Annotated in this window: 22 protein-coding genes, 2 pseudogenes and 1 riboswitch; of the genes and pseudogenes, 12 read left to right on the forward strand and 12 right to left on the reverse strand. The window is 68.4% G+C overall.

Annotation, left to right across the window (positions count from 1 at the left end; translation table 11 throughout):
- Positions 1-79: 79 nt before the first annotated feature.
- The 9 genes from FDZ84_RS04150 to ftsZ form a co-directional block, all read right to left on the reverse strand.
- Positions 80-1,417, reverse strand: coding sequence for an aminotransferase class V-fold PLP-dependent enzyme (locus FDZ84_RS04150; RefSeq protein ID WP_168584791.1), 1,338 nt, complete (start codon positions 1,415-1,417; stop codon positions 80-82).
- A 39-nt stretch (positions 1,418-1,456) separates the two neighbouring features.
- A riboswitch (SAM riboswitch) is annotated at positions 1,457-1,572 on the reverse strand.
- A gap of 405 nt (positions 1,573-1,977) precedes the next feature.
- Positions 1,978-5,139: an isoleucine--tRNA ligase gene (gene ileS / locus FDZ84_RS04155; protein ID WP_168584792.1), complete on the reverse strand. Its 3,162-nt coding sequence runs from the start codon at positions 5,137-5,139 to the stop codon at positions 1,978-1,980.
- Between the two features lie 354 nt (positions 5,140-5,493).
- Complete coding sequence (locus FDZ84_RS04160) at positions 5,494-5,913, reverse strand: hypothetical protein (protein WP_168584793.1); 420 nt, start codon at positions 5,911-5,913, stop codon at positions 5,494-5,496.
- Positions 5,914-6,044: 131 nt separating this feature from the next.
- The gene (locus FDZ84_RS04165) at positions 6,045-6,878 is read right to left on the reverse strand and encodes a DivIVA domain-containing protein (protein WP_168584794.1); all 834 of its coding nucleotides are present in this window, start codon (positions 6,876-6,878) and stop codon (positions 6,045-6,047) included.
- A 47-nt stretch (positions 6,879-6,925) separates the two neighbouring features.
- Positions 6,926-7,210: a YggT family protein gene (locus tag FDZ84_RS04170; RefSeq protein ID WP_010306574.1), complete on the reverse strand. Its 285-nt coding sequence runs from the start codon at positions 7,208-7,210 to the stop codon at positions 6,926-6,928.
- Between the two features lie 19 nt (positions 7,211-7,229).
- The gene (locus FDZ84_RS04175) at positions 7,230-7,862 is read right to left on the reverse strand and encodes a cell division protein SepF (RefSeq protein ID WP_168584795.1); all 633 of its coding nucleotides are present in this window, start codon (positions 7,860-7,862) and stop codon (positions 7,230-7,232) included.
- A 68-nt stretch (positions 7,863-7,930) separates the two neighbouring features.
- The gene (locus FDZ84_RS04180) at positions 7,931-8,665 is read right to left on the reverse strand and encodes a YggS family pyridoxal phosphate-dependent enzyme (RefSeq protein ID WP_168584796.1); all 735 of its coding nucleotides are present in this window, start codon (positions 8,663-8,665) and stop codon (positions 7,931-7,933) included.
- Positions 8,662-9,381 (reverse strand): peptidoglycan editing factor PgeF, encoded by a 720-nt coding sequence (pgeF, locus tag FDZ84_RS04185; protein WP_168584797.1) that lies wholly within the window; start codon positions 9,379-9,381, stop codon positions 8,662-8,664. Before pgeF ends, FDZ84_RS04180 begins: the two co-directional genes overlap by 4 nt.
- Before the next feature lie 107 nt (positions 9,382-9,488).
- Positions 9,489-10,931: a cell division protein FtsZ gene (ftsZ, locus tag FDZ84_RS04190; protein ID WP_168584798.1), complete on the reverse strand. Its 1,443-nt coding sequence runs from the start codon at positions 10,929-10,931 to the stop codon at positions 9,489-9,491.
- 562 nt (positions 10,932-11,493) lie between these two features.
- Here ftsZ and FDZ84_RS04195 point away from each other — a divergent pair.
- Positions 11,494-12,411 (forward strand): SDR family oxidoreductase, encoded by a 918-nt coding sequence (locus FDZ84_RS04195; RefSeq protein WP_168584799.1) that lies wholly within the window; start codon positions 11,494-11,496, stop codon positions 12,409-12,411.
- Between the two features lie 49 nt (positions 12,412-12,460).
- Here the strand turns inward: FDZ84_RS04195 and FDZ84_RS04200 are convergent, their stop codons facing one another.
- A complete protein-coding gene (locus FDZ84_RS04200; protein WP_168584800.1) occupies positions 12,461-13,447 on the reverse strand; it encodes a YafY family protein in 987 nt (328 codons plus the stop codon).
- A 101-nt stretch (positions 13,448-13,548) separates the two neighbouring features.
- Positions 13,549-13,905 (reverse strand): ABC transporter substrate-binding protein, encoded by a 357-nt coding sequence (locus FDZ84_RS04205; protein WP_246868786.1) that lies wholly within the window; start codon positions 13,903-13,905, stop codon positions 13,549-13,551.
- 530 nt (positions 13,906-14,435) lie between these two features.
- On the opposite strand from FDZ84_RS04205, the gene FDZ84_RS04210 reads away from it, so the two are divergent.
- The 10 genes and pseudogenes from FDZ84_RS04210 to FDZ84_RS40500 all read left to right on the forward strand — a co-directional run.
- Positions 14,436-14,639, forward strand: a complete 204-nt coding sequence (locus FDZ84_RS04210) for a helix-turn-helix domain-containing protein (protein ID WP_168584801.1) — start codon at positions 14,436-14,438, stop codon at positions 14,637-14,639.
- A pseudogene (locus FDZ84_RS40485) lies at positions 14,597-14,920 on the forward strand (alcohol dehydrogenase catalytic domain-containing protein); the annotation flags it as partial. The gene FDZ84_RS04210 and the pseudogene FDZ84_RS40485, both read left to right, overlap by 43 nt.
- 389 nt (positions 14,921-15,309) lie before the next feature.
- On the forward strand, positions 15,310-15,627 hold the full coding sequence (locus tag FDZ84_RS40490; RefSeq protein ID WP_371812771.1) for a hypothetical protein: 318 nt from the start codon (positions 15,310-15,312) through the stop codon (positions 15,625-15,627).
- Between the two features lie 71 nt (positions 15,628-15,698).
- On the forward strand, positions 15,699-17,225 hold the full coding sequence (locus tag FDZ84_RS04220; RefSeq protein WP_168584802.1) for an aromatic amino acid ammonia-lyase: 1,527 nt from the start codon (positions 15,699-15,701) through the stop codon (positions 17,223-17,225).
- Positions 17,226-18,083, forward strand: a complete 858-nt coding sequence (locus FDZ84_RS04225; protein ID WP_168584803.1) for a hypothetical protein — start codon at positions 17,226-17,228, stop codon at positions 18,081-18,083.
- Positions 18,080-18,763, forward strand: a complete 684-nt coding sequence (locus tag FDZ84_RS04230) for an O-methyltransferase (protein WP_168584804.1) — start codon at positions 18,080-18,082, stop codon at positions 18,761-18,763. The genes FDZ84_RS04225 and FDZ84_RS04230 overlap by 4 nt, the downstream gene beginning before the upstream one ends.
- Positions 18,760-19,101: an AMP-binding protein gene (locus FDZ84_RS04235; RefSeq protein ID WP_168584805.1), complete on the forward strand. Its 342-nt coding sequence runs from the start codon at positions 18,760-18,762 to the stop codon at positions 19,099-19,101. The genes FDZ84_RS04230 and FDZ84_RS04235 overlap by 4 nt, the downstream gene beginning before the upstream one ends.
- Positions 19,050-19,703 (forward strand): AMP-binding protein, encoded by a 654-nt coding sequence (locus FDZ84_RS39920; RefSeq protein ID WP_168584806.1) that lies wholly within the window; start codon positions 19,050-19,052, stop codon positions 19,701-19,703. The genes FDZ84_RS04235 and FDZ84_RS39920 overlap by 52 nt, the downstream gene beginning before the upstream one ends.
- A 4-nt stretch (positions 19,704-19,707) precedes the next feature.
- Positions 19,708-19,887, forward strand: coding sequence for an AMP-binding protein (locus tag FDZ84_RS40495; RefSeq protein WP_371812772.1), 180 nt, complete (start codon positions 19,708-19,710; stop codon positions 19,885-19,887).
- 7 nt (positions 19,888-19,894) lie between these two features.
- Positions 19,895-20,554: pseudogene (locus FDZ84_RS40500) on the forward strand (SDR family NAD(P)-dependent oxidoreductase); the annotation flags it as partial.
- Here the strand turns inward: FDZ84_RS40500 and FDZ84_RS04255 are convergent.
- Entirely contained in the window at positions 20,458-21,894 is a 1,437-nt protein-coding gene (locus FDZ84_RS04255; RefSeq protein ID WP_246868789.1) for a transposase, read from the reverse strand. The pseudogene FDZ84_RS40500 and the gene FDZ84_RS04255 overlap by 97 nt on opposite strands.
- Positions 21,895-22,183: 289 nt before the next feature.
- On the opposite strand from FDZ84_RS04255, the gene FDZ84_RS04260 reads away from it, so the two are divergent.
- On the forward strand, positions 22,184-22,672 hold the full coding sequence (locus FDZ84_RS04260) for a WS/DGAT domain-containing protein (protein ID WP_168584808.1): 489 nt from the start codon (positions 22,184-22,186) through the stop codon (positions 22,670-22,672).
- Positions 22,673-22,724: the final 52 nt, after the last annotated feature.

The following is a 22,724-nucleotide window of genomic DNA, read 5'->3' on the forward strand; positions in this document are numbered from 1 at the left end:
CGGCAGGACCGAAACAGGACCCGTGAGTACTTTCGGGTGCTATGACGCCGCAATTCACTCACGGCCTTTCCAGCCCTGGTCAGTCGAGGAAGGCGGGCGCGGGGCGCGGGTCGTCAGCGGGCACCCAGCGGCCGTCGACCTGTTCGTAGCGCCAGGCCGGGCCCTCGGCCACCAGCCGCCGCAGCGCGTTCACGAGGCGGTCGACGTGCTCCGCGGTGCTGCCCAGCCCGACGCTGACGCGGACCGCGCGCTCGGTGTCCGAGCCCGCCCGCGAGAGCAGCCGCCGGGTGGCCACGTGCGCGCAGAACAAGCCGTCGCGGACGCCGATGCCGTGCTCCGCGGAAAGCGCCGCGGCCAGCAGGCCCGGGTCCCGGCCGTCGACGGTGAAGCTCACCACGCCGACCCGGTCGTGATCGGCGTCGAACAGGCGGAGCTCGCGCAGCCCCGGCACACCGCGCAGCCCGGCCCTCAGCCGGTGCAGCAGCGCTTCCTCGTGCTCGATGACGTCCGTCCAGTTCGCCGCCAGCGTCGCGCAGGCCTTGGCCAACGCGTGCACACCGACGGTGTTCGGCGAGCCCGCCTCGTGTCGCTCCGGCCCGGTCGTCCAGCTGACCGACCGCTCCTGCACCGACCGGGTCGCGCCGCCACCCGCCAGGTACGGCTCGGCGGCGTTGAGCCAGTCCGCGCGGCCGATCAGCGCGCCCGCACCGAACGGCGCGTAGAGCTTGTGCCCCGAGATCGCCACGTAGTCGATGTCGAGCTCGCGGATCCGGACCGGCCGGTGCGGCGCGAGCTGCGCGGCGTCGAGAACCGTGCGGGCCCCGCGACGGCGAGCCACCCGTGCCAGCTCCGCGACGGGCCACAGCTCCCCGGTGACGTTGGAGGCACCCGTGATCACCGCGAGCCGCGGTCCCTCCGGGCAACCGGCCAGCGCGGCATCGAGTGCGGCGATGGCGTCCGCCGGCGTCTCCGGCGCGGGCAGGCGGCGGACCCGCGGGCCGGTCCAGGGCAGCAGCGCGGCGTGGTGCTCGGTGTCGAAGACCACGACGGACGTGCCGCGCGGCAGCGCGCGTCCCAGCAGGTTCAGGGCGTCGGTGGTATTGCGGGTGAAGATCACCGAGTCGGTGTGGCGGGCGCCGACGAAGTTCCGCAGCTCGTCGCGCGCTCCCTCGTAGACCCGCGTGCACACCTGGGAGGCGAACCCCGCGCCGCGGTGCACGCTCGCGTACCAGGGCAGCAGCTCGTTAACCGCCGACTGCACGGACTCCAGGCATGGCGCGCTGGCCGCGTGATCGAGATTCGCGTATCCGATGCGCTGGCCGTTGACCAGCGGGACCTGCAGCGCACCGCCGACCACGGCGGGAATCCGGTAGTCCACATCGGACTGCGCCGGGATTTCGATGACGGCAGACGACACGACGGCCTCCTCGGGGGCCTCATCGGACCCGCCCAGAGGGGTCCGCGCTTGCCGGATCGCCCTGCACGACCGGCCAGGTCTTCACCCGGGGCACCCCACCGCGGTTGGAGGGTTGCCGGCCAGCAAGCCGGGGCTTGACGCTGGCGCTCATGACCTTCGTTCCAGCACTCTAGGAAACCGCCCGCACTGCGGGCAACACCATTCCCAAACCGTGGGAGCGGTCTCCGTCACACGGCGCCGGCGCGGCGATCCCGACGCAGGCACGGCCACCACAACTGCACGTCCGGGTGCACGCCCGGGTGGCACCGCGCTCGACGGTGCCACCCGGAACAGCAGGTCAGACCCTGCCGGCGAATGCCGTCCGCGCCTTTGGAAGCGGCGTAGCCGCTTGCATTCACCTTGCCAAGACGACCATCGGCGGGTTCTGAGAGGTTTTCTGGCGAGGACGGCCCCTCCGCGCGTATTGGACATACATCAGGAGGGGCACCCGCAGTCCAGGGAACCTCTCAGGTTCCGCTAAGCGACCACCCACCCAGACCATTCACCAACAGGCTCTCAGGTCAGACCCTGGTGACGGCGACCTTGATCTCGGTGCCCTCCCCGACGCTGCCGGTGAAGCCGTCCGCCACATCGCCGGATTCGACGGCGTTCGCCAGGGTTTCGCCCGCGATGAAGTCGCGGTGCGACTCGACGGCCGCCAGAACCTCGGCCGGCGCCGAGATCGCCACCGTGATCCGGTCGGACACCTGGAAGTCCGCCTCCTTGCGGGCCTGCTGAACGACCCGGACCACGTCGCGGGCCAGACCTTCGGCCGCCAGCTCCGGGGTCACCTCGGTGTCCAGCACCACCAGCCCCTTGCCGCCGGGCAGCGGCGAGGCCGCGCCGGGGTCGGTGGAGACCAGGCGCTCCTCGAACTCGCCGTCCTGCAACTCGATGCCCGCCGCGACCACGGTGTCCCCGGTGCCCCCGGTGCGCTGCCACTCGCCGGACTTCACCGCCTTGATCACCTTCTGCACGTCGCGGCCCAGCCGCGGACCCGCGGCCCGCGCGTTAACCGCGATCTCGAAGTGACAGTGCGCGGCGACGTCGGTGCTCAGCTCGAGCTCCTTGACGTTGACCTCGTCGCGGATCAGGTCCGCGAACGGCCGCAGCGCCTCCGCGTCCGGGGTGGCGACCACGAGCTTGGCCAGCGGCAAACGCACCCGCAGCTTGTTGGACTTGCGCAGCGCCGACGCGGCCGAGCACACCTGGCGCACCTCGTCCATCGCGGTCACCAGCGCGGCGTCCGCGGGCAACTCGTCGACCAGGGGCCAGTCCGCCAGGTGCACCGAGCGGCCGCCGGTCAGCCCGCGCCAGACCGCCTCGGCGGTCAGCGGCAGCAGCGGCGCCACCACCCGGCAGGTCACCTCCAGCACGGTGTGCAGCGTGTTGATGGCATCCCGGTCACCGGCCCAGAAACGGTCCCGGGACCGCCGCACGTACCAGTTGGTCAGCACCTCGAGGAAGTCGCGCACCTCCGCGCAGGCCCCGGCGAGGTCGAAGATGTCCAATGCGGACTGCACGTCGCCGACCAGCTCGTGGGTCTTGGCCAGGACGTAGCGGTCCAGCACGTGCTTGCTGTCCACTTCGAACTCGCCCGAGATGCCTTCGGCGTTGGCGTACAGCGCCAGGAAGTACCAGGAGTTCCACAGCGGCAGCACCGCCTGCCGCACCGCGTCCCGGATGCCGCGCTCGGTGACCACCAGGTCGCCGCCGCGCAGGATCGGGCTGGACATCAGGAACCAGCGCATCGCGTCCGAGCCGTCGCGGTCGAAGACCTCGTTGACGTCCGGGTAGTTGCGCTTGGACTTCGACATCTTCAGGCCGTCGTGGCCCAGCACGATGCCGTGCGCCAGCACGTTGGCGAAGGCCGGGCGGTCGAACAGCGCGGTCGCCAACACGTGCAGCGTGTAGAACCAGCCGCGGGTCTGGCCGTTGTACTCGACGATGAAGTCGCCCGGGTAGTGGTGCTCGAACCACTCCGAGTTCTCGAACGGGTAGTGCACCTGGGCGAACGGCATCGAGCCGGACTCGAACCAGCAGTCCAGCACCTCCGGCACCCGGCGCATCGTCGACTTCCCGGTCGGGTCGTCCGGGTTCGGCCGGGTCAGCTCGTCGATCTCCGGGCGGTGCAGGTTGGCCGGGCGCACCCCGAAGTCGCGTTCCAGCTCGTCCAGCGAACCGTAGACGTCGGTGCGCGGGTAGGCCGGGTCGTCGGAGACCCACACCGGGATCGGCGAACCCCAGTAGCGGTTCCGGGAGATGTTCCAGTCGCGGGCGTTCTCCAGCCACTTGCCGAACTGGCCATCGCGGATGTGCTCCGGCGCCCAGTTGATCTGCTGGTTCAGCTCGACCATCCGGTCCTTGAACTGGGTGACCGACACGAACCACGACGACACCGCCCGCTGGATCAGCGCGTTGTCGCAGCGCCAGCAGTGCGGGTACGGGTGGTCGTAGGTCTCGTGCCGCAGCAGCAGGCCCGTCTCCTTGAGGTCCCGGATGATCTGCTTGTTGGCCTCGAAGACCTGCAGCCCCGCGTACGGCGGGGCCTCGGTGGTGAACTTGCCGTGCGCGTCGACCGGGATCACCGGCTCGATGTTCGCGGCGTCGGTAACGACCTTGTCCTCTTCACCGAAGGCCGGCGCGATGTGCACCAGCCCGGTGCCGTCCTCGGTCGTGACGTAGTCGGCCGCCAGCACCTGGTGCGCGTTCTCCCGCCCCACGAAGAAGTCGAACGGCGGCGCGTACTTCGTGCCGAGCAACTCGGTCCCCTTGAACCGGGCCACGACGTGCTCGGCGACATCCTCGCCGAGCTCCCGCGCGTACGCGCCGAGCCGGGCTTCGGCCAGCACGTACCGCTCGGCACTGTTGGCCGGCGCGACGAGCACGTAGTCGACCTCGGGGTGAACCGCGGCGGCCAGGTTGGACGGCAGCGTCCACGGCGTCGTCGTCCACACCAGGGCCAGCGCGCCGTCGAATGCCTTGCCCGGGGCGTCCAGCCGCAGGCCCACGGTCACCGCCGGGTCCTGCCGCTGGCGGTAGACGTCGTCCATCCGCGTTTCGGTGTTGGACAGCGGCGTCTCGCAGCGCCAGCAGTACCAGAGCACCCGGAAGCCCTCGTAGACGAGACCCTTGTCCCAAAGGGTCTTGAACGCCCACATGACGCTTTCCATGTAGTCCAGGTCGAGCGTCTTGTAGTCGTTCTCGAAGTCCACCCACCGGGCCTGCCGGGTGACGTAGGCCTCCCAGTCGGAGGTGTAGCGCAGCACCGAGGTCCGGCACGCCTCGTTGAACGCCGCGACGCCCATCGTCTCGATCTCGGACTTCGAGGTGATGCCGAGCTGCTTCTCCGCCTCGACCTCCGCGGGCAGCCCGTGGCAGTCCCAACCGAACCGGCGCTCCACCCGGCGGCCGCGCATCGTCTGGTAGCGCGGCACCACGTCCTTGACGTAGCCGGTGAGCAGGTGCCCGTAGTGCGGCAGTCCATTGGCGAACGGCGGCCCGTCGTAGAAGACGAACTCGTTGGCGCCATTCACGCCGGCCTCGCGGGCCTGCACCGAGGCCTGGAAGGTCTTGTCGTCGGCCCAGAAATCCAGCACCTGGCGCTCGATCTCGGGGAACGCGGGCTGGGCAGCCACGCCGCGCTCGCCGGCGTCGCCGAACCGAACCTTGGGATAAGCCATCGCGGATGCGCTCCTCGCGGTGTGTTGTTTCCGCCGCACGGTCACCGAAACCTCGGTGTCCACGCGGGGACGACACCTCGCGCGCATGCCCGCACGAGATCCGCGGTACCACCCCGCTTGCCGCCGATCGACGCCGACGACCACTCGTTGCCAGCTGTGACGGGCTGAACCCGTCCGGTTCTACTGAGGCGCCGGCCGGGCACCCGTTCTTCCGGAGGCTCCCCGGTGATAGCCGGATCATCGCCTGGTCGCTCCAGAGTACCGGGCGCCCGCCACCGGCTTTCACCGGTGCGCGGTTTCAGTTGACACTGCGCCCAGGAACCCGGGGACCACGGTTTCCATTTCAAACCGCGGTCAAACGCGGCGGACCTCGGCGGCCAGCGTGGCGTTCGGCGCGCAGCGCGCACACGGCGTGAAGCCGAGGTCCCGCGCCTCGCGCAGCGGCAGGGCGATCGTCTTCCGCTCGCCGAGCCACTCGCAGGTCCGCACGTGGTAGCGCGGCCGTTCGTCGAGCACCAGCACCTCGGCGTCCGGATCCGCAGCTGCCGCGGCGTTGCTGCGCTCCTCGCCCGGCTCCCTGCCATCGGCAGAAGCCGACGCGGCCGGCGGACGCTCGCCCGCTCCGGTCCGGCGCCGCCGATCTGCGACCAGCAGGCCCACGCCGACGGCGCTCGCCAGCACCGACAACCATGCCAGGTCCGGTTCGCCGGCGACGACCGCGCCGGCCAGGACACCGCCGGCTACCAGGACCAGCGCCAGCACGACCAACAGCACGCGATCTCACGTCCCTCGCCGAACGGTCCGGATGCACGCCGGCGGCAACGGTTCGGATCTGCTTTTCACAAGCGGCGTAGCCGCTTCGCAACAGTCCCTTTCCCGTCGCCGCCGACGCGAACGAACTTTGATTAGCCGGCTTCGGCCGCGCGCGCCCCGAAGCTGTAGCTGGCCTGCTGACCGGACGACCGGCCGCCGCTGCTGTCGGCGGGCGCGGCCGAGCCCCGGTCCTGCAGTTCGCGCAGCTGCGACTCCAGGTAGGTCTGCAGTCGAGTGCGGTACTCGCGCTCGAACGTGCGCAGGGTCTCGATCTTCTTCTCGAGGGCGTTCTTCTCCGATGTGATGTTGCCCATCACTTCGGCGTGCTTGCGCTGCGCGTCGCGCTCCAGGCTTGCGGCCTTGTCGCGCGCCTGCCGCTCCAACGTCTCGGCCCGGGTGCGGGCGTCGTTGAGCATCGTCTCGGCCCGGGTCCGGGATTCGTTGACCATGCTGTCGGACTTCGAGCGCGCTTCGGACAGCAGCTGCTCGGACTTGGTCCGCGCCTCGGACAACATGCCGTCGGCCTCGGCCTTGGCTTCGCCGGTCAGCCGGTCGGCCATCTCCTGCGCGAGGCCCAGCACCTTGGCGGCCTGCACGTGATGATCACCGCCCGGGGAAGTCTGCTCGACGGCGGTCGGCGCCGGAACCGGGGTGAGCCGGCGCGGTTCCTCCGGTGGGGCGGCTGGGGTCGAGGGAACGGACGCCGCCTGGCTGCGGGCTTCGTCCAGGTCGACCTGCGCGGCCTGCAGCTGGGACTCCCGCTGCTCCACCTGGCTACGCAGGTCGCTGTTCTCCTCCACCAGCCGGGCAAGCTCGGCTTCAACCAGGTCGAGGAATGCGTCCACCTCGTCCTCGTTGTAGCCCCGCTTACCGATCGGCGGTTTGCTGAACGCGACGTTATGCACGTCCGCGGGGGTCAAGCCCACAAGATCACCTCACGCACTCCTCGGCTGCGGGCAGCCCGGGTTCCCCGTCACCCAGGTTGCACCAGTCGCATCAGTATGAACACGACCAGCAGCAGCACCATAATCGATAGGTCCAGTCCGACCCCGCCGATCCGGACCGTCGGAATCACCCGACGCACCAACTTTACGGGTGGGTCGGTCACTGTGTAGATGCTCTCCAACGCGATTGCAACCCCCCCAACGGGCCGCCAATCGCGAGCGAACACCCGAACGAGTTCGATCACAATACGGGCCGTGAGCAGCAGCCAGAAGAAGAACAGAACGTAAAACAGGACGATCTGCACCAGGTTCACGCTTCAACTGTGCCACCAGTCACCCGTAGTTGAAAAAGGCACCCTCGGCCAAGCGCCGCTTGTCCTCCGCCGCGACGTCCACGTTCGGCGGTGAGAGCAAGAACACGCGGTTCGTGACCTTCTCTATCGAGCCCCGCAGCGCGAATGCCAGACCGGCGGCGAAGTCGACCAGGCGCTTGGCGTCGGCCTCCTCCATCTCGGTCAGGTTCATGATCACCGGCGTGCCATCCCGGTACTGCTCGCCGATCGTGCGGGCCTCGCTGTAGCTGCGCGGGTGCAGGGTTGTGATCTTACTCAAGTTGAACTGGGTGCCCGTGTCGGTCACCGCGCGCAGCCGCGAGACCGACTCCCGTGGCGGATCCGCAGGTGCCGCACTGCGCACCGGCGAGTCCGGTGCCCACTGCCTGCGCGGCCGTGGCGCCGGTTCGCGGTATTCCTCGACGAAGCTCTCCGATTCCGCTTCGGCTTCCGCCTGGTAGCCGCCGCGGGTGCCGACCCGCCGGCGGGTCGGCACCCGCTCGGCCGGGCCGTCGTAGGCGTCGCGGTCGGCGTCGGAGTACCGGTCACGGTATCCGGCCTCGTCGTCGTATTCGTCCACCTCGTCGGCCGGGACCATGCCGAAGTAGGCCTTCAACTTGTGCAAAGCGCTCATCGGCATGCCCTTCCTCTGAGACTCCTAGCACCGGGCACGAGGCCAGCCTTCGACCCCCCTGTTCACGGCTACGGCGAGGTTAACCGCCGCCCACCGAGCAACGCGGTTCCGACACGCACCCGGGTCGAGCCGTGGGCAACGGCACTTTCCAGGTCGCCGGACATGCCCGCCGACACTTCGACAGCTTCGGGGTGATCTCTGCGCAGCCGCTCGGAGATCACGGAAAGTGTGGCAAAAGCCACATCGGGTTCGCCACCCAACGGGGCGACGGCCATCACACCCCGCAGCCTAAGATCACTCGTCCGCGTGATCATATCGGCCAGCGCGGGCACGTCCTCCGGTCGGCAGCCCCCGCGCCCGACCGCCTCGTCCAGGCTCACCTGCAACAAGACATCCAACGGCCGCTGCCGCTCGCCCGCGTCCAGGGCGTTCGCGGTGGCGCGGCCCAGCGCCTCGGCGAGCCGCTCGCTATCCACCGACTCGACCACGTCGGCCCACCGGACCACCGCCCGGGCCTTGTTCCGTTGCAGCTGCCCGACCATGTGCCAGCGCGCCGTCGCCTCCGGCCGCAGCGCGACGAAATCGGCGACCTTGCCGCGCGCCTCCTGCTCCCGGTTCTCGGCGAACTCGGTCATCCCGAGATCGGCCAGCAGGGCCGCGTCCGATGCCGGGAAGGTCTTGGTCACCGCGAGCAGCTCGACCTCTTCGGGCTGCCGCCCGGCCGCGCGGCAGGCCCGGTCGACCCGGTCGCGGACCTCCCGCAGCGACTCCGCCAACTCGGCCCGCCGCAACCCCTCGCTCACTCGGTCTCCTCCGGCTCGGCCCAGATCACCGCGGCGAACCGACCGGTGCGCCCTTGGTCGCGGCGATGGCTGTAGAGCTCCGGGGATTCCATGGTGCAGCGCGGGTCGACGCCGATCTTGGCGATCCCGGCGGCGGCCAGCTGCTCCCAGAGCCCCGCCCGCAGGTCGAGCCCGGTGGTGCCCTTGCGGGTCTTGCAAGCGCTGCCGGGCAGGTGCTTCTCGACGTCGGCCTGCATCTCGGCGGGCACCTCGTAGCACTCGCCGCAGGCCGCCGGGCCGAGCAGCGCCTCGATGCGGTCCAACCGGGCGCCGGCCTCCTGCATCGCCTTCAGCGCCGCGACGAGGACTCCGACGCGAGCGCCGACCCGCCCGGCGTGGACCGCGGAGACCACGCCGGTTTCCGGGTCACCGAGCAGCACCGGCACGCAGTCCGCGGTGAGCGCGATCAGCGCCAGGTTCGGCTCCGCGGTCACCAGCGCATCGGTGGCTTCCACCGGCTCGGGCTGCGGCCCATCCACAACGGTCGCGGTGCGCCCGTGGATCTGCTCCATCCACACCAGACGGTCCTCGGGCAGGCCGATTCCGTCCGCCAGCTTGCGCTGGTTCGCCGCCAGGGCGCCGTGGTCGTCGCCGACCCGGCCACCCAGGTTGAAGGAGTCGAAAGGCGGCCGGGAACTCCCGCCCTCCCGCGTGGTGATCACGCGCCGAATCCGCACTGCTGCTCAGCCTCCCGCACACACAAGTCGACACCGGAAACGAAGGCGTTTCCGGTGTCGATTCTCGCTCATGTGCCGCACGGCGCGGGGACGCACCTTCTCGTGCTTCAGCGGCGCATGAAAGGTGGTATGTCGACATCGTCGTCGGTGTCGTCGTTCACCGGGATGCCTCGGTTGGACAGCGCGCCGGTGCGACCGGTGGCGGCGGTGCCGCCGTGCGTCGGGTAGCCGCCGCTCGCGCGGGTTGGCACCGAGACGCTCTGCTGCCCGGTCGAGGAGCCGTCGCCACCGAACAGCCCGGGCCGCTGGCCCAGGTTCGGCCGCTGCTGCGGTTCCGGCGCGGGCTCCGGCTGCACCGGGGTCTCCGGGACGGGCGGCGCCGCCGCCTGGGCGACCGGCTGTTCCGCCTGCGGGACTGGGGCCGGGGCCGGTTGCGCCATTGGGACGGGCTGCGGTGCCGGAGCCGGCTGGTGTGCGGGTCGCGGCGGCTCGGGCCGGGTTTCCGCCACCGGCTGCGGCACGGGCTTCTCCGCGGCCGGAGCGGGCTCGGGTTCCTCGGTGCGCGCGCCGACCTTGGTCGGTTCGAGCTTCTTGTGGGTGGGCGTACCGGCGTCGAACCCGGCGGCGATCACGGTCACCCGCACCTCGTCGCCCAGCGAGTCGTCGATGACCGTACCGAAGATGATGTTGGCTTCGGGGTGCGCGGATTCCTGCACCAGCGACGCCGACTCGTTGATCTCGAACAGGCCGAGGTCGGAACCACCGGCTATGGCCAGCAGCACGCCGTGCGCGCCCTCCATGGACGCTTCCAGCAGCGGCGAGTTGATCGCCTTCTGCGCGGCCTGCACCGCTCTGCCCTCACCGCGCGCCGAGCCGATGCCCATCAGGGCGCTGCCCGCGCCGGACATGACGCTCTTGACGTCGGCGAAGTCGAGGTTGATCAGACCCGGCGTGGTGATCAGGTCGGTAATGCCCTGGACACCGGAGAGCAGCACCTCGTCCGCGGACCGGAAGGCGTCCATCAGGCTCACGCCGATGTCGCCGAGCTGCAGCAGCCGGTCGTTCGGGATCACGATGAGGGTGTCGCAGCACTCGCGGAGTTCCTTGATGCCCTGCTCGGCCTGGGCCGCGCGGCGCTTGCCCTCGAAGGAGAACGGCCGGGTGACCACGCCGATGGTCAGCGCGCCGAGCTTGCGCGCGATCGACGCCACGACCGGTGCGCCGCCGGTGCCGGTGCCGCCGCCTTCGCCGGCGGTCACGAACACCATGTCGGCGCCCTTGAGGACCTCTTCGATCTCTTCCTTGTGGTCTTCGGCGGCCTTGTGGCCGACCTCCGGCGCGGCACCGGCCCCGAGGCCGCGGGTCAGCTCGCGGCCGATGTCGAGCTTGACGTCGGCATCCGACATCAGCAGGGCCTGCGCGTCGGTGTTCACCGCGATGAACTCGACACCTTTGAGCCCGACCTCGATCATGCGGTTCACGGCGTTGACGCCGCCGCCGCCGATGCCGACGACCTTTATCACCGCGAGATAGTTGTGCGGGGGCGTCATCGGATCCGCCTTCCTGATCGTGGCTCTGTGCTCTCTGCGTCGACCGCCGGGACGGCCGCAGTACCGGTCGTCGCCGACGCGGGTTCCCCCGGTCGCTGTCGGCGCGGGATGCGAGGTGCGGCCGATCCCGTGCCCGATCCGGACGGTAGGCAAGCAACTGCCTCCGCGTCCAGCAGCCACGCCGGGAGCCGTAGCAGGTGTTTTGTGCCGCGCACCTCGTCGCTTCCGTCCCGACCGCTTTCGCCGTCGCCCAGCGGGTCCGTCCGCCGCAGCGAGCCCAGTCTTGTTCCTCCCCTTGGGTGATGATCACGTCGCGGACGTGATCACCACCAACACCGTACCCCGAGCCCCGCTCATCCGGTCGAGGCAGGCAGAAATGCCTGCCCATGCGCTCCTTCTGCGCGGCGGTCCGGGTGGCGGAAGCTCAGCCGCCGCCTGGCCTGCGGGATCCCCGATACGGGCGAGTCCAGATTCGAACTCGCCGGGAAATCACGACCACAGGTGTCCGGATTCGCTGTCATGGTCTCTCCTCGACCGATTCGGAACAGGAGGAATCCCAGGCATGACTGGACAACTGCACGGCAAGGTCGCGCTGGTGGCCGGGGCGACCCGCGGCGCGGGGCGCGGCATCGCCGTGGAACTGGGGGCGGCCGGCGCGACGGTCTACGGGACCGGGCGCAGCACCCGGGAGCGACGCTCGGACTACGACCGGCCGGAGACCATTGAGGACACTGCCGAGCTGGTGACGCAGGCCGGCGGCCAGGGCGTCGCGGTCCGCTGCGACCACACCGATCCGGACCAGGTCCGCGAGCTGGTCCGGCGGATCGAGGCGGAGCAGGGGCGGCTGGACATCCTGGTCAACGACCTCGGCGGCGAGCACCTGATGGACTGGCACAAACCGGTCTGGGAGCAGGACCTGGACAAGGGCCTGCAGCGGCTGCGGGTCGGCATCGAGGCGCACCTGATCACCAGCCACTTCGCCCTGGATCTCCTGCGCAAGCAGCCGGGCGGACTGGTGGTGGAGCTCACCGACGGCACCGCCGAGGTGCACGAGCAGTACTACCGCAGCGAGGGCGGCGCGTTCTTCGACATCGTCAAGGTCGCGGCGCACCGCCTCGCCCGCGCCCAGGGCGAGGAGTTGAAGGAGCACGGCGGCACGGCGGTTTCGCTGACCCCGGGCTGGCTGCGTTCGGAGATGATGCTCGAACTCTTCGGCGTCACCGAGGAGAACTGGCGGGAGTCCACCACGGCGCCGGAGGGTTTCGGCATCTCGGAGTCGCCGCGATTCGTCGGCCGGGCCGTGGTCGCGCTGGCGACGGACCCGGACGTGGCCCGCTGGAACACCCAGTCGTTCTCGAGCGGCTACCTCGCGAAGGTCTACGGCTTCACGGACGTGGACGGCTCCCGGCCGGACGCCTGGCGCTACATCCTGGAAGTCGAATGGCCCGGCAAGCCGGGCAAACCCGAGGACTACCGCTGACGAACGGCGTGCCGGGCACCTCCGACCGGCTTCGCCGGTTCTTCGCCGGTCAGGGGTGTCCTTCGCCCGGGTCGCGGTAGAGGGCGGCGAGGCGGGTCGCTGCTCCGGCCAGGCGGTTGCGGAGGTCCGGTGGGGCCAGGACTTCGGCTTCCGGGCCCAGGTTGAGGATCTGGTCGTAGGCGACGTCGAGGGACTCCACCGGGAAGTCCGCGGTGACCCAGCCCTGGGCGTCGGGTTCGCTCGCGGCCGCTTCGGCCTCGCGGGCTGCGGTGCCCTCCGTGGTCGCGTGCAGTTTCCGCAGGCCCGCCGGGCTGATCCGGATCCGGATGCGCTCGGTCAGCAGGGAGCGGTTGAACTCGTCCGACTTCTCCTCCCAGAAGGCCGGGAGGTCGAAGGTCTCGTCGCGGGTGAATTCCTCGTCGGCGACCTCGACGTGGCTGAAGCGGTCGACCCGGTAGGTCAGGAACCGCTGGCCACAGCGGGCCGCCAGGTACCAGACACCGGCCTTGAGCACGAGCCCGTGCGGTTCCAGCTCGCGCCGCACTTCCCGGTCGCGGCGCCGGTACCGGGCGACGACCTTGCGGTCGCGCCACACCGCGCGGCTCAGTTCCGGAAGCACCGCAGGCGTTTCGGCCTCGCGGAACCAGCGGGGCGCATCCAGGTGGAACCGCTGCCCCACCCGTTGCGGCGCATCGCGGAACGGCGGGGCCAACGCCGCCGAGGCCTTGAGCCGCGCGGCGGTGACGGCTTCGCCGAGGCCCATGTCGATCGCCGGGCCCGGCACGCCGGCCAGGAACAACGCCTCGGCTTCGGCCTGGTGGAGCCCGGTCAGCTTCGCGCGGTAGCCCCCGAGCAGCCGGTATCCGCCGGTCCGCCCGCGCTCGGCGTACACCGGAACCCCGGCGGCGGCCAGCGCGAGCACGTCGCGGGCCACGGTCCGCTCGGAAACCTCCAGTTCCCGGGCCAGCTCCGGCCCGGTCATGACCTCCCGGACCTGCAACAAGCACAGCAACGAAACCAACCGCGACGCTCGCACTCCCCAACCCTACGGCGAGCCGACGACTGCCCGCCGCGCACGCGGCCGCGGCACGGTTTCCGCTGCTCGTGGCCGTGAGCCTCAGCGGAGACCGGTGGTCTTCAGGGAAGCGACCAGCCAGCGCTGGCCGAGGAGGAAGACCAGGACCGTCGGGATGGCCGCCAGCATCGCCGCCGCGATAGGTCGTCCCAGGTGCGCGGCAGGTCGCCCTCGGCGAGCCCGGCCTGCTCGAAGGCGGTCTCGCTGTAGTAGAGCGCGAGCGGCTCGATCTCCATCGGCAGGCCGTATACCCGGTCGTCGACCAGCCGGGTCTGCAGGACCTGCGGCAGGAAATCGGCCCGCACCGCGGGATCCAGGTGCGGCGTGAGGTCGGCCAGCGCGCCGCCGTTGTAGTAGCGCAGGAAATCGCCCGGACTGAGCAGGAAGACGTCCGGGCCAACGGGGTGCCGCAATTTCAATGGAAATCGAAGCTCTGATTTCCATTGAAATTGCGGAAATCCCCGGTCAGGTCAGCTCGTCGGCCCATCGCCGGGACCACGACCGTCCACAGTGTCCCGAGCGGTGTGCGGCCGTCCATCCGGTGCCGAGCTACGGCCTCACGCCGATGCTTCAGGTGCTGCACGCGGTTCTCGGCGTGGAACAGCCGCAGGAACTCCTCGGCCTCCCGGATGGCGGCTGCTGCCTTCCAGCGGCCCGTGCGACACCTGCTTGGGACGCCTGGACCAGCTCAGGAAGGACATTGGAAGCTGTCCGTTCAGGCAGCCTCCAATGTATCGATGGACATCGTTGCCTACTTGACGTTGGTCCTATCGCGACACAGTACCGCAATTTACGGTATTGCTTACAAGGTGATCCCGTGCACGCCAACACCGAAACGTCCAAGACGACCTGAAGACAGAGCATTTCGACCGGATCGCGGACGAGATCGAAGGCTTCTTCAAGGTTCATCGGGCGCTCACTACTAATTTCGGGAGGTCGCGCCGCCGCCATGAAGGTGTTAGCCGCGCTGCAGGCGTTCGGCGCCTACGAAGAACCGGTATCACTGACTGTGCTCGCCCGCCACACCGAGTTGCCGAAGTCCACTACTCATCGGATGGTCGGGAAAGTTCCGATGCAGACCTACTCGATATCGGAAGTGAAAGGGACAAAATGCGTGCCGCAGTTCGCACCGGTGTCCACGGAATTCGCGTAGAGGACGTCCCGGATCCAGTTCTCGTCGAACCAACAGATGTCATTGTTCGAGTCGTGCTCGCCGCCGTCTGCGGTACCGATCTGTGGGGCTATCGCGGACTCGGGGAAAGCCCTCCGGGCCCACGGGCTGGCCACGAGTTCCTCGGCGTGGTCGAAGAACTCGGCAACGCGGTCGAGAATTTCCGCCGAGGTCAGGTGGTGCTGGCTCCGTTCATGTGGGCCGACGGCACCTGCACCGCATGCCGGAAGGGGCTACCGACATCCTGTGCCGACGGCGCGATGTGGGGTGGCAGCAGTGACGGAGGGCAAGGTGAGGCTGTCCGCGTGCCCTATGCCGACGCGACTCTGATCGCGCTGCCGATGACGGCGGACGACGAACGACTCCCGTCGGCACTAGCGTTGGCCGATGTCATGTCGACCGGCCACTATGCGATCGGCAACGCGGGCACCGGGTCCGGGTCGACGGTGGCCGTAATCGGTGACGGAGCGGTCGGCTTGTGCGCTGTGCTCGCGGCGCGTGCTGCGGGTGCGGCAGAAATCCTGCTGTTGAGCAGGCACGAATCGCGGGCTCGGGTCGGGCAAAAGTTCGGTGCGACCGAGACGGTGCCGGATCGGGGAGCGGACGCCGTCGCGCGTGTCGCGAGCTCACCGCAGGGCATGGCGTTGACGCCGTGGTTGACTGTGTCGGTACCCAGGAGGCGATGGACACCGCGGTGGGTGCGGTCAGAGACGGCGGCACGGTCGCGCTCGTCGGCGCCCCGCACGCCGCTTTGCCCGGCGAAGACCAGGTCTTCCTGCGCAACCTCAAGATTACGGGTGGTCTGGCGCCCGCCCGCGTCATCATCCCCCGGCTGATCGACCGGGTGCTGGACGGCCGCATCGACGCCTCGCCGGTGTTCGATCTCACCGTTGGCCTGGAAGCCGTGCCGGAGGCATACCGCCAGATGGACAATCGCACCGCCATCAAAGCACTGATCCGAATCTCTTGACCCCGTAGCGGTTGGTCGGCGCTCGCCGAACCTTATCGTTGGCGGTCTCGTTCGCAATGTGGAGGTTTTTCATGCTGGCCGGGACCAGTGCGCTGTCAACCCCGATCGTCGACGTCTCGGGAGAACTAACTCCGGAAATGTTGGCGTCGGCTGCACAGCCGCTAAACATCCGAATCGATGAGGTAACAAGAGACCGCGTCCTCGCCTGCAGGGCCTTCATGATGCAGTCATTGGCCGAAGGTCAGGCGGTTTACGGAGCGACTACAGGATTCGGACCGCTGGTGGATTTCAGCGGACGCGTCAACTCCGCTGACCAGTGCGAGAACACGCTCAGCCACCTGAGCACCGGGCAAGGAGACGACCTGAAGCCCGCAGTGGTACGAGCAGCGCTGCTGATCAGGCTGCGATCGCTCGCACAAGGACGCTCGGGTGTTTCCTACACCGTGTTGGAAGCACTCGCGGCGATGTTGCGCACCGAATTTTCCCCCGCCGTGCCGCGAATCGGTTCGGTCGGCGCGAGTGGTGACCTCGTCCCGCTCGCCCATGCCGTACAAGCGTTGCGCGGCATCGGCGCCGCCTATCACCGAGGGCAGCGGATGCCTGCGGGGCAAGCTTTGGCCGAAAGTGGGTTGCCAGCCTTGGAGCTGGACGGACGGGACGCGCTAGGCCTGGTAAACGGTACGTCGCTCACGGCTGCGGCGGCCGGGTTGGCACTTGCCTCAATCCGGCGATCTCACGTCGTCGCGTGGACGTTGTCGGCGGTGATGGCGGACGTGCTGGGATGCGCCACCGGTTACCTCTCGCCTCACCTGATGGGCGCATTCGCGCATCCAGGAGCCGCTGAGGTCGCGCAGCACATGCGTAACCTCTTGCAGGGCACCGTGCCAACCGGTGACCGTGGTCTGCAGGAGCCGTACAGCATCCGGTGCGTGCCGCAACTGCTTGGCGCCGCTGCGGCCTCGATCGCTCATGCGGACCAGGTTGTGCGGACGGATCTGAACGGTATCAGCGACAACCCGCTGTTCTTTCCGGAGCACGGCGAAGTTGTCCACGGCGGCAACTTCTTCGGTCAGCCGGTCGCGTTCGCGGCGGATCTGTTGTCGCTCGTGACAGTGCAGATCGCGAACCTCGCTGAGCGGCAGCTGGATCTGATGGTCGATCCGCACCGCAACGGAGGTCTGCCCCCAATGCTTGCGACGACACCTGGCGAGCAGCACGGGGTGCAGGGCGTGCAGCTGGTTGCCACGTCGACCGTCGTGCACATGCGCCGCACTTGCACGCCTGCGTCAATGCAGAGCGTGCCGACGAATCTGCACAACCAGGACGTCGTGCCTTTCGGCACTCAAGCCGCACTGAGCGCGCTTGATCAGGCGGAATCTTTGCGGTGGCTGCATGGTTCGCTAGCCGTGGCGTTGCGACAGGCCGTCCACGTAGGCCGGGCGCCGACCGCCCCGGCATGCGTCAACTTGCTCGACCGGCTGATCGAGGCTGTTCCGGCCATCGAACCGGACCGCCCGCTGCGCGCGGATGTCTTGCGCGCCGCCGAAGTGCTCGACGAGTTCGCGGACGAGCTAGAAAACCGGACTCAGGTGAACTGAATGACCTCCGTTGGTGAGCTGGCCCGCGTCTCTGCCTTTGGCCAGGGCGTGCAAGGCCTTGAAATCCTCCGGCTTCCTTATCCCGACGTCGGCTTCGCCTCCGTCGACTGCGACGTGCACCCGCCCCCAGGCTGGGGACCGTCACCGGTGGGCGACGAGTGTGCGCTGGCGAGGTACCGCTGGTGGATCGGGCACCAGACAACCTTCTGTGTATGGCGAGTCCTCGCCGACTGCTTGAAAGAGCTGACCAGGCAGCGACGGCCCTCCTCGGAGCTGATTCGCGGTGCGGCACTGACATACGACGTCTACTCGCTTCTGTTGGTGTACGCAGGAAGCTGCTCGGTTGATGTGTACGACCGCACCATCAGGCCGGAGATGGCCGCGGCCGAGAGCGCTTTCAGCGGACGCTGGGCACGCGACTACGATCTCGTGCCCGCGTTGCTGCGCGAGGTCAGGAAGCAGCACCCGGCGCACGCGACCGCGCCACTCACCGCGGCGAGCAAGGCGAACCTGGTGGTGCACATGGCGGTAGCGCACCGGCTCGCCCGTGGCGGGGAGTCGCTGTTGCGCATGGCGGGCCAGGATGCCGACATCGTCACGGATCAGAGGCGCGATCTATATGATGCCTACTTCCACGTGCGGCGCACGGAAATCTGCCGCCAGGGGTTCGCCATGCAGTTGCTGCGCCTTTGCATGGTGGTGCTCGACGACCTGAGTAGCACGCCGCTGGTCGTTCCCACCGACTGGGCCGGGGCCCGCCCCGCCGAGATCGACGCGGTCGCTCGAAGCGTGACCGAGAGCGCCATGAACCTCTGGAACCTCATCACGTCCAACTTCCTCGGAAGGTTCCTCCCATGACTGACCTGCAATCGCCCGATCTGAAGACCATCGTGATGAACCAACGACGGTACGAATATCTATTGCGCCAAACCGAACCCCCCACGCAGGCCCAGCAGTGGCTCATCGACCAGACGAACGCGCTCGGCGCATCTGCGGAGATGCAGATCCCACACGAGCAGGGTGTGCTGCTCACCCTGCTCGTCCAGCTCACCGGCGCCTCCCGGGTCGTGGAGATCGGCACTTTCACCGGCTACTCCACGCTGGCCATGGCTCGGGGATTGGGAGCCGACGGGCAGATCGTCACCTGCGACCTGTCCAGCGAGTGGACGGAGATCGCCCAGCAGGCCTGGGAAAAGGAGGGTGTCGCCGACCGGATCGAGGTCCGGCTCGGACAAGCCGCGGACACGCTGAGGGCGATGCCGAAGACCGAGCACATCGACATGGTCTTCATCGACGCTGACAAGGTGAGCTACCAGCAGTACTGGGAGCTCCTCGTGCCACGCATGCGACCCGGCGGCCTGCTACTCGCCGACAACACGTTCTACTACGGCGAGGCGGCGGACGACTTCCCGACTGGCAACGCGAAGGCCATCGACGAGTTCAACAGCCACGTCCGGGCGGATGACCGCGTCGAGTCGGTCATGCTTCCGATTGCCGACGGTCTCATCGTGGCACGCAAACGAACCAAGTTATCATGAGCACGTTAGCCGCAGTCGCGCAGTGGACGCGCAACCTCTCCGATTCGGTCTGGACTGCCTCACTATCGGACCAGACAGCATTTGTGGAGCATCGAACCGGGCGCGCCTACAAATATGCGGAGCTTCGTGATGCGGTCCACCGTTTCGCGGCAGCTTTGGTGCGGCGCGTGCATACCCCTAGCGAAGTGGTCGCGTTGGTGTGCGACAACAGCGCCGAGTTCATCGTGGCCTACCACGGCACGCTGTGGCAGGTGGGGTCGTACTGCCACTGGAGCCGTTCGGCAGCGTGCACGAATGGCAACATGTTCTCGCCCGATGCGCGGCACGCCACGTCGTAGCGGACACTGCGACGTGGGAAAAACTTGCCACCGTTCCTGCTGCGGCGTCGTTGCGGACCGCGATCGTGCTCGGCGAGACAGCGGTGCCTCAGGCGCGGGCTAACGTCGACGTGTTGCCGCGACCACGGGCACGGCACCACGTCGACGTGGTGCCGTGGTCGCGGTGGCTGAGTGAACCGCCGACGGAGCACGAGCCGGCTCCCTGTGACACCAACACAGCGCTGCTGGTGGCGTCCAGTGGTTCTCTCGGCACACCGAAGCAAATCGTGCTTTCTCACCGGAATCTCTTGTCCAATTTGGACCAGATCGACGCGGTGCACCACTTGACGAAGCGGGACGTGGTACTCGGACTGACACCGTTCCGGCACATCTACGGCATGCAGATGGCGATGAATCCCTCGCTACGCGCCGGCGCGAAGCTGGTCACCGTCGACAGTCCGTTCACAGTGGACGATCTGCTCGAGGTCATCGAGACACGCCGTATCACGGTGGCGTACCTGGTGCCGAGTGTGCTAACCGAACTCGCGTTGCGGGGGGGACATCGCAGGCCGCGACGTGGGCAGCCTGCGACTCGTGTACTCAGGTGCCGCACCACTGCCTGAGAACGTGGCGCAGACCTGCGCCCGGACGCTGGGTGCTCCGATAGTCCAGGGCTACGGCATGACCGAGGCCGGCTGCACCTTCGCTCCACCGGACGGAGCGGAACCTGTGCCTTCGTCGATCGGGATGGCGCTGCCCCACACCGAAATCCGGCTGGTCGACCCGGAAAGTAGGTGCGTCAGTTGAAGGCCCAGTGGAGCGAGGCGCAGAGTTGACCGGCCGGGCACCGATCATTCTCATCACCGGTGGAGCCAAGGGACTCGGCCGCGCCTTCGCCGAGGAACTGGGGCGAGCCGGAGCCGTCGTCGTCATCACGGGCCGAGACCAGACAGCGCTCTTGGCGGCACGTGACGAACTGCGCGCCGCGAACATCGTGGCGGACGCCGTGGTTGCCGACGCTACGGACAAAGCGGCCGCGTCTGCGGTTGTCGAGCACGTGGAGGGCGCCTTCGGCTCACTCGACGTCCTGGTGAACAACGCGGGGCTGGCCGGACCGGTCGGCCCCACTTGGGAGCTCGACGAAGGTGAGTGGTGGGAGGCGATGGAGGTCAACCTCCGCGGCACGATGGTAATGAGCTCGGCGGCACTGATGTCCATGGTGCGTAGGAAAAATGGACGCATCATTAACATCGTCAGCCACGCGGGTGTGTACCGATGGCCGTATGCCACGGCCTATTCGGTGTCGAAGGCGGCTGTGATCAAGCTGACCGAGAATCTGGCCGCCGAGACGCGGCGCCTGGGTGTCACGGTGCTCAGCTACCACCCCGGCCTCGTCGACATCGGTATCACACTGGCGGGCGCCGAGAAGGCCGCCGCGAGTGGTAACCCGTGCGAACAACGCATCGCCTCCTGGGTCGAAGGCGAACGGGCAGCCGGGCGAATGACGCCCGTCGCACAGGCCACCGCCGTGTTGCGACGGCTCACCGAGGGCGCTGCGGACCACCGCTCCGGCGAATACTTGACGTCCTTCCTACGGCTAAAGCCGGGGATTCCAACCAGCGCTAACGCCGGTTGCGGTTCCTGCTTCACGGACCGCCTAACGGCGAGGTCTCCACAGGCTGTCACCGCCCGTCCGGCGGCGAGAATGTTCTTCGCCGCGTTCACGTCAGCGTGCGCTGTGTGGCCGCACTGGGTACACCGAAAAACCGCTTGGCTCTCACGGCTTTCCGGGTCCACAGCACGACACACCGCGCACGTCTGCGACGTGTACGCAGCAGGCACCTTCACGATCTCGCTGCCGGTATAGCGGGCAGCGTTACGCAGGGCCAGTTCAAACTTGTGCCAGCCTTTGTCGAGGATGGCGCGGTTCAGGCCGGACTTTTGGGCGACGTTCCGGCCGGGTTCTCCGGCGGTTCCGCTCGCCGACCGGGTCATGTTCCGGGTACGGAGGTCTTCCAGCACGACCAGCGCGTTGCGGTCGGTGAGCTCGGCCGCGACCTGCGAGCAGAAGTCCGCTCGCCGGTCGCGTTCGCGCCGCTTCAACCGGCGCATCTTGCCGAGCGTCTTCTTACGGTTTGCGCTGCCCCGCTTCTGCCGGGAAAGCTTCTGCCGCAACCCGCGGTAACGCTCATCCGCGCCAGGCGAGACGAAATCGCGGTCAATGAGCTTGCCGTCACTGGTAGCTACCGCTGCCGCGACTCCACGATCGACACCGACGCCGCTGTGGGGTGCGGCGTGCCGTTCTGGGGTGATGGCGCCGTCGTCGACGAGGAACGACACGAACCAGTCCCGGCCGTCGCGGGACACTGTCGCGGACCGCACGGCACCGCCGAGCTGGCGGGTCATGCGGAACTGCACCCACCCCAGCTTCGGGAGCTTCGCCCGTCCCCACCGCTTGTTCAGCCGCTCGACCTCGATGAGCTTGCCCATCGGGAACCGCAACGACGGGTTCCAACGCTGCTTGCCGCGCCACTTAACCCGGAACGTGCCGTGGTCGCGGCACGCCCGGTCCAGGTCCTTCAACGCCTGCTGGAGGATGTGCGACGGCACGGTCTGCAACCAGTCGTGCTCGGTTTTCGCGTCGGCGAGCTGTCCGGCTTGCTCGTTGTAGTTCATCCACGCCCCCCGCCGCCGGTACTCGCGGCGTTGTTCCAGGGCGGTGTTCCACACTGCCCGGCAGATATTGCCGAACTCCTCGCACTGGGCGGCCTGCGCGGTGCTGAGCTTCAAGCGGTAGCGACGTCCCGTCAGCATCGGCTCACCGGGCCTTCTGCTGTTCGGAGGTCCTCGATTGGGACACCATGGGCGAACTGGGCACCGAACTCGTCGGACATCCCGTCACCTACCGAGCGGTCACCGCAGAGGAATACCAGTCAATCGCGCGCTCCGCAGGCGTTCCCAATGACGTGATCGATTTCTTCCTGCGGCTGTTCACCGCGCTCAGCGTGGGACGGGCCGCACATGTCAGCGATGACACGCACTCGGCGCGCTGGACCGGGAGCGAACGAACTCCCACGTGTCACGTCCCGGTGGCCTCACGCACGTGGTCGTCCCGCTGGACACTCGAGAGGACGGTAAACCCGACGGGCCGATCGGTAACCATCTCGGCCTAGTCCGTGTGCCGTTGCAATCCGGCGCCGCTTCACCGGTCGACGCGCTGGACGCTGCCATCAAGTCCACCAGCAGGAAACGCCTCGACCGCTGGAAGCGGTTCTGGCGCGTCGTAGACGCGGGCCAGGCGGAGCGGGCGGGCGACTGGGCGCACCTGCGTGTCGCGCACCCGCTCCGATCGGGCTTCGCGGTCTCAGGTCTACGCATTTCAGGCCAGCTAACCTGGAACGGCCGCCCCTTCGAAGAGGCAATTCCACTGCCGTGGCTGCCACCCGGTGGCAGTTGCTTCACGTTGCTGACGTCCTATCAAGGCACAACGACGATGTCAGTGCTCACACACGGCGGGACATTCGAACCCGCCCGCCTGGCCGAGCTGTGGAAGGACGCGGTGATGAAGCTGGACGCAACACTAACCAGCTGACGAAGGCGGTGCTGGAGCACGTCTACGCCGACCTCGTCACCGCCGACCTGGC

Source organism: Saccharopolyspora sp. ASAGF58, assembly GCF_012277335.1.
In the GTDB taxonomy this organism is placed as follows: Bacteria; Actinomycetota; Actinomycetes; order Mycobacteriales; family Pseudonocardiaceae; genus Saccharopolyspora; species Saccharopolyspora hattusasensis.

Excerpts from the sequence above, each read along its gene's own strand:
- ileS (WP_168584792.1), bottom strand. The coding sequence starts at position 5,139 with ATGGCTTATCCCAAGGTTCGGTTCGGCGACGCCGGCGAGCGCGGCGTG.
- FDZ84_RS04175 (WP_168584795.1), bottom strand. The coding sequence starts at position 7,862 with ATGAGCGCTTTGCACAAGTTGAAGGCCTACTTCGGCATGGTCCCGGCC.
- ftsZ (WP_168584798.1), bottom strand. The coding sequence starts at position 10,931 with ATGACGCCCCCGCACAACTATCTCGCGGTGATAAAGGTCGTCGGCATC.
- FDZ84_RS04195 (WP_168584799.1), top strand. The coding sequence starts at position 11,494 with ATGACTGGACAACTGCACGGCAAGGTCGCGCTGGTGGCCGGGGCGACC.
- FDZ84_RS04210 (WP_168584801.1), top strand. The coding sequence starts at position 14,436 with ATGAAGGTGTTAGCCGCGCTGCAGGCGTTCGGCGCCTACGAAGAACCG.
- FDZ84_RS04220 (WP_168584802.1), top strand. The coding sequence starts at position 15,699 with ATGCTGGCCGGGACCAGTGCGCTGTCAACCCCGATCGTCGACGTCTCG.
- FDZ84_RS04225 (WP_168584803.1), top strand. The coding sequence starts at position 17,226 with ATGACCTCCGTTGGTGAGCTGGCCCGCGTCTCTGCCTTTGGCCAGGGC.
- FDZ84_RS04230 (WP_168584804.1), top strand. The coding sequence starts at position 18,080 with ATGACTGACCTGCAATCGCCCGATCTGAAGACCATCGTGATGAACCAA.
- FDZ84_RS04235 (WP_168584805.1), top strand. The coding sequence starts at position 18,760 with ATGAGCACGTTAGCCGCAGTCGCGCAGTGGACGCGCAACCTCTCCGAT.
- FDZ84_RS04255 (WP_246868789.1), bottom strand. The coding sequence starts at position 21,894 with ATGCTGACGGGACGTCGCTACCGCTTGAAGCTCAGCACCGCGCAGGCC.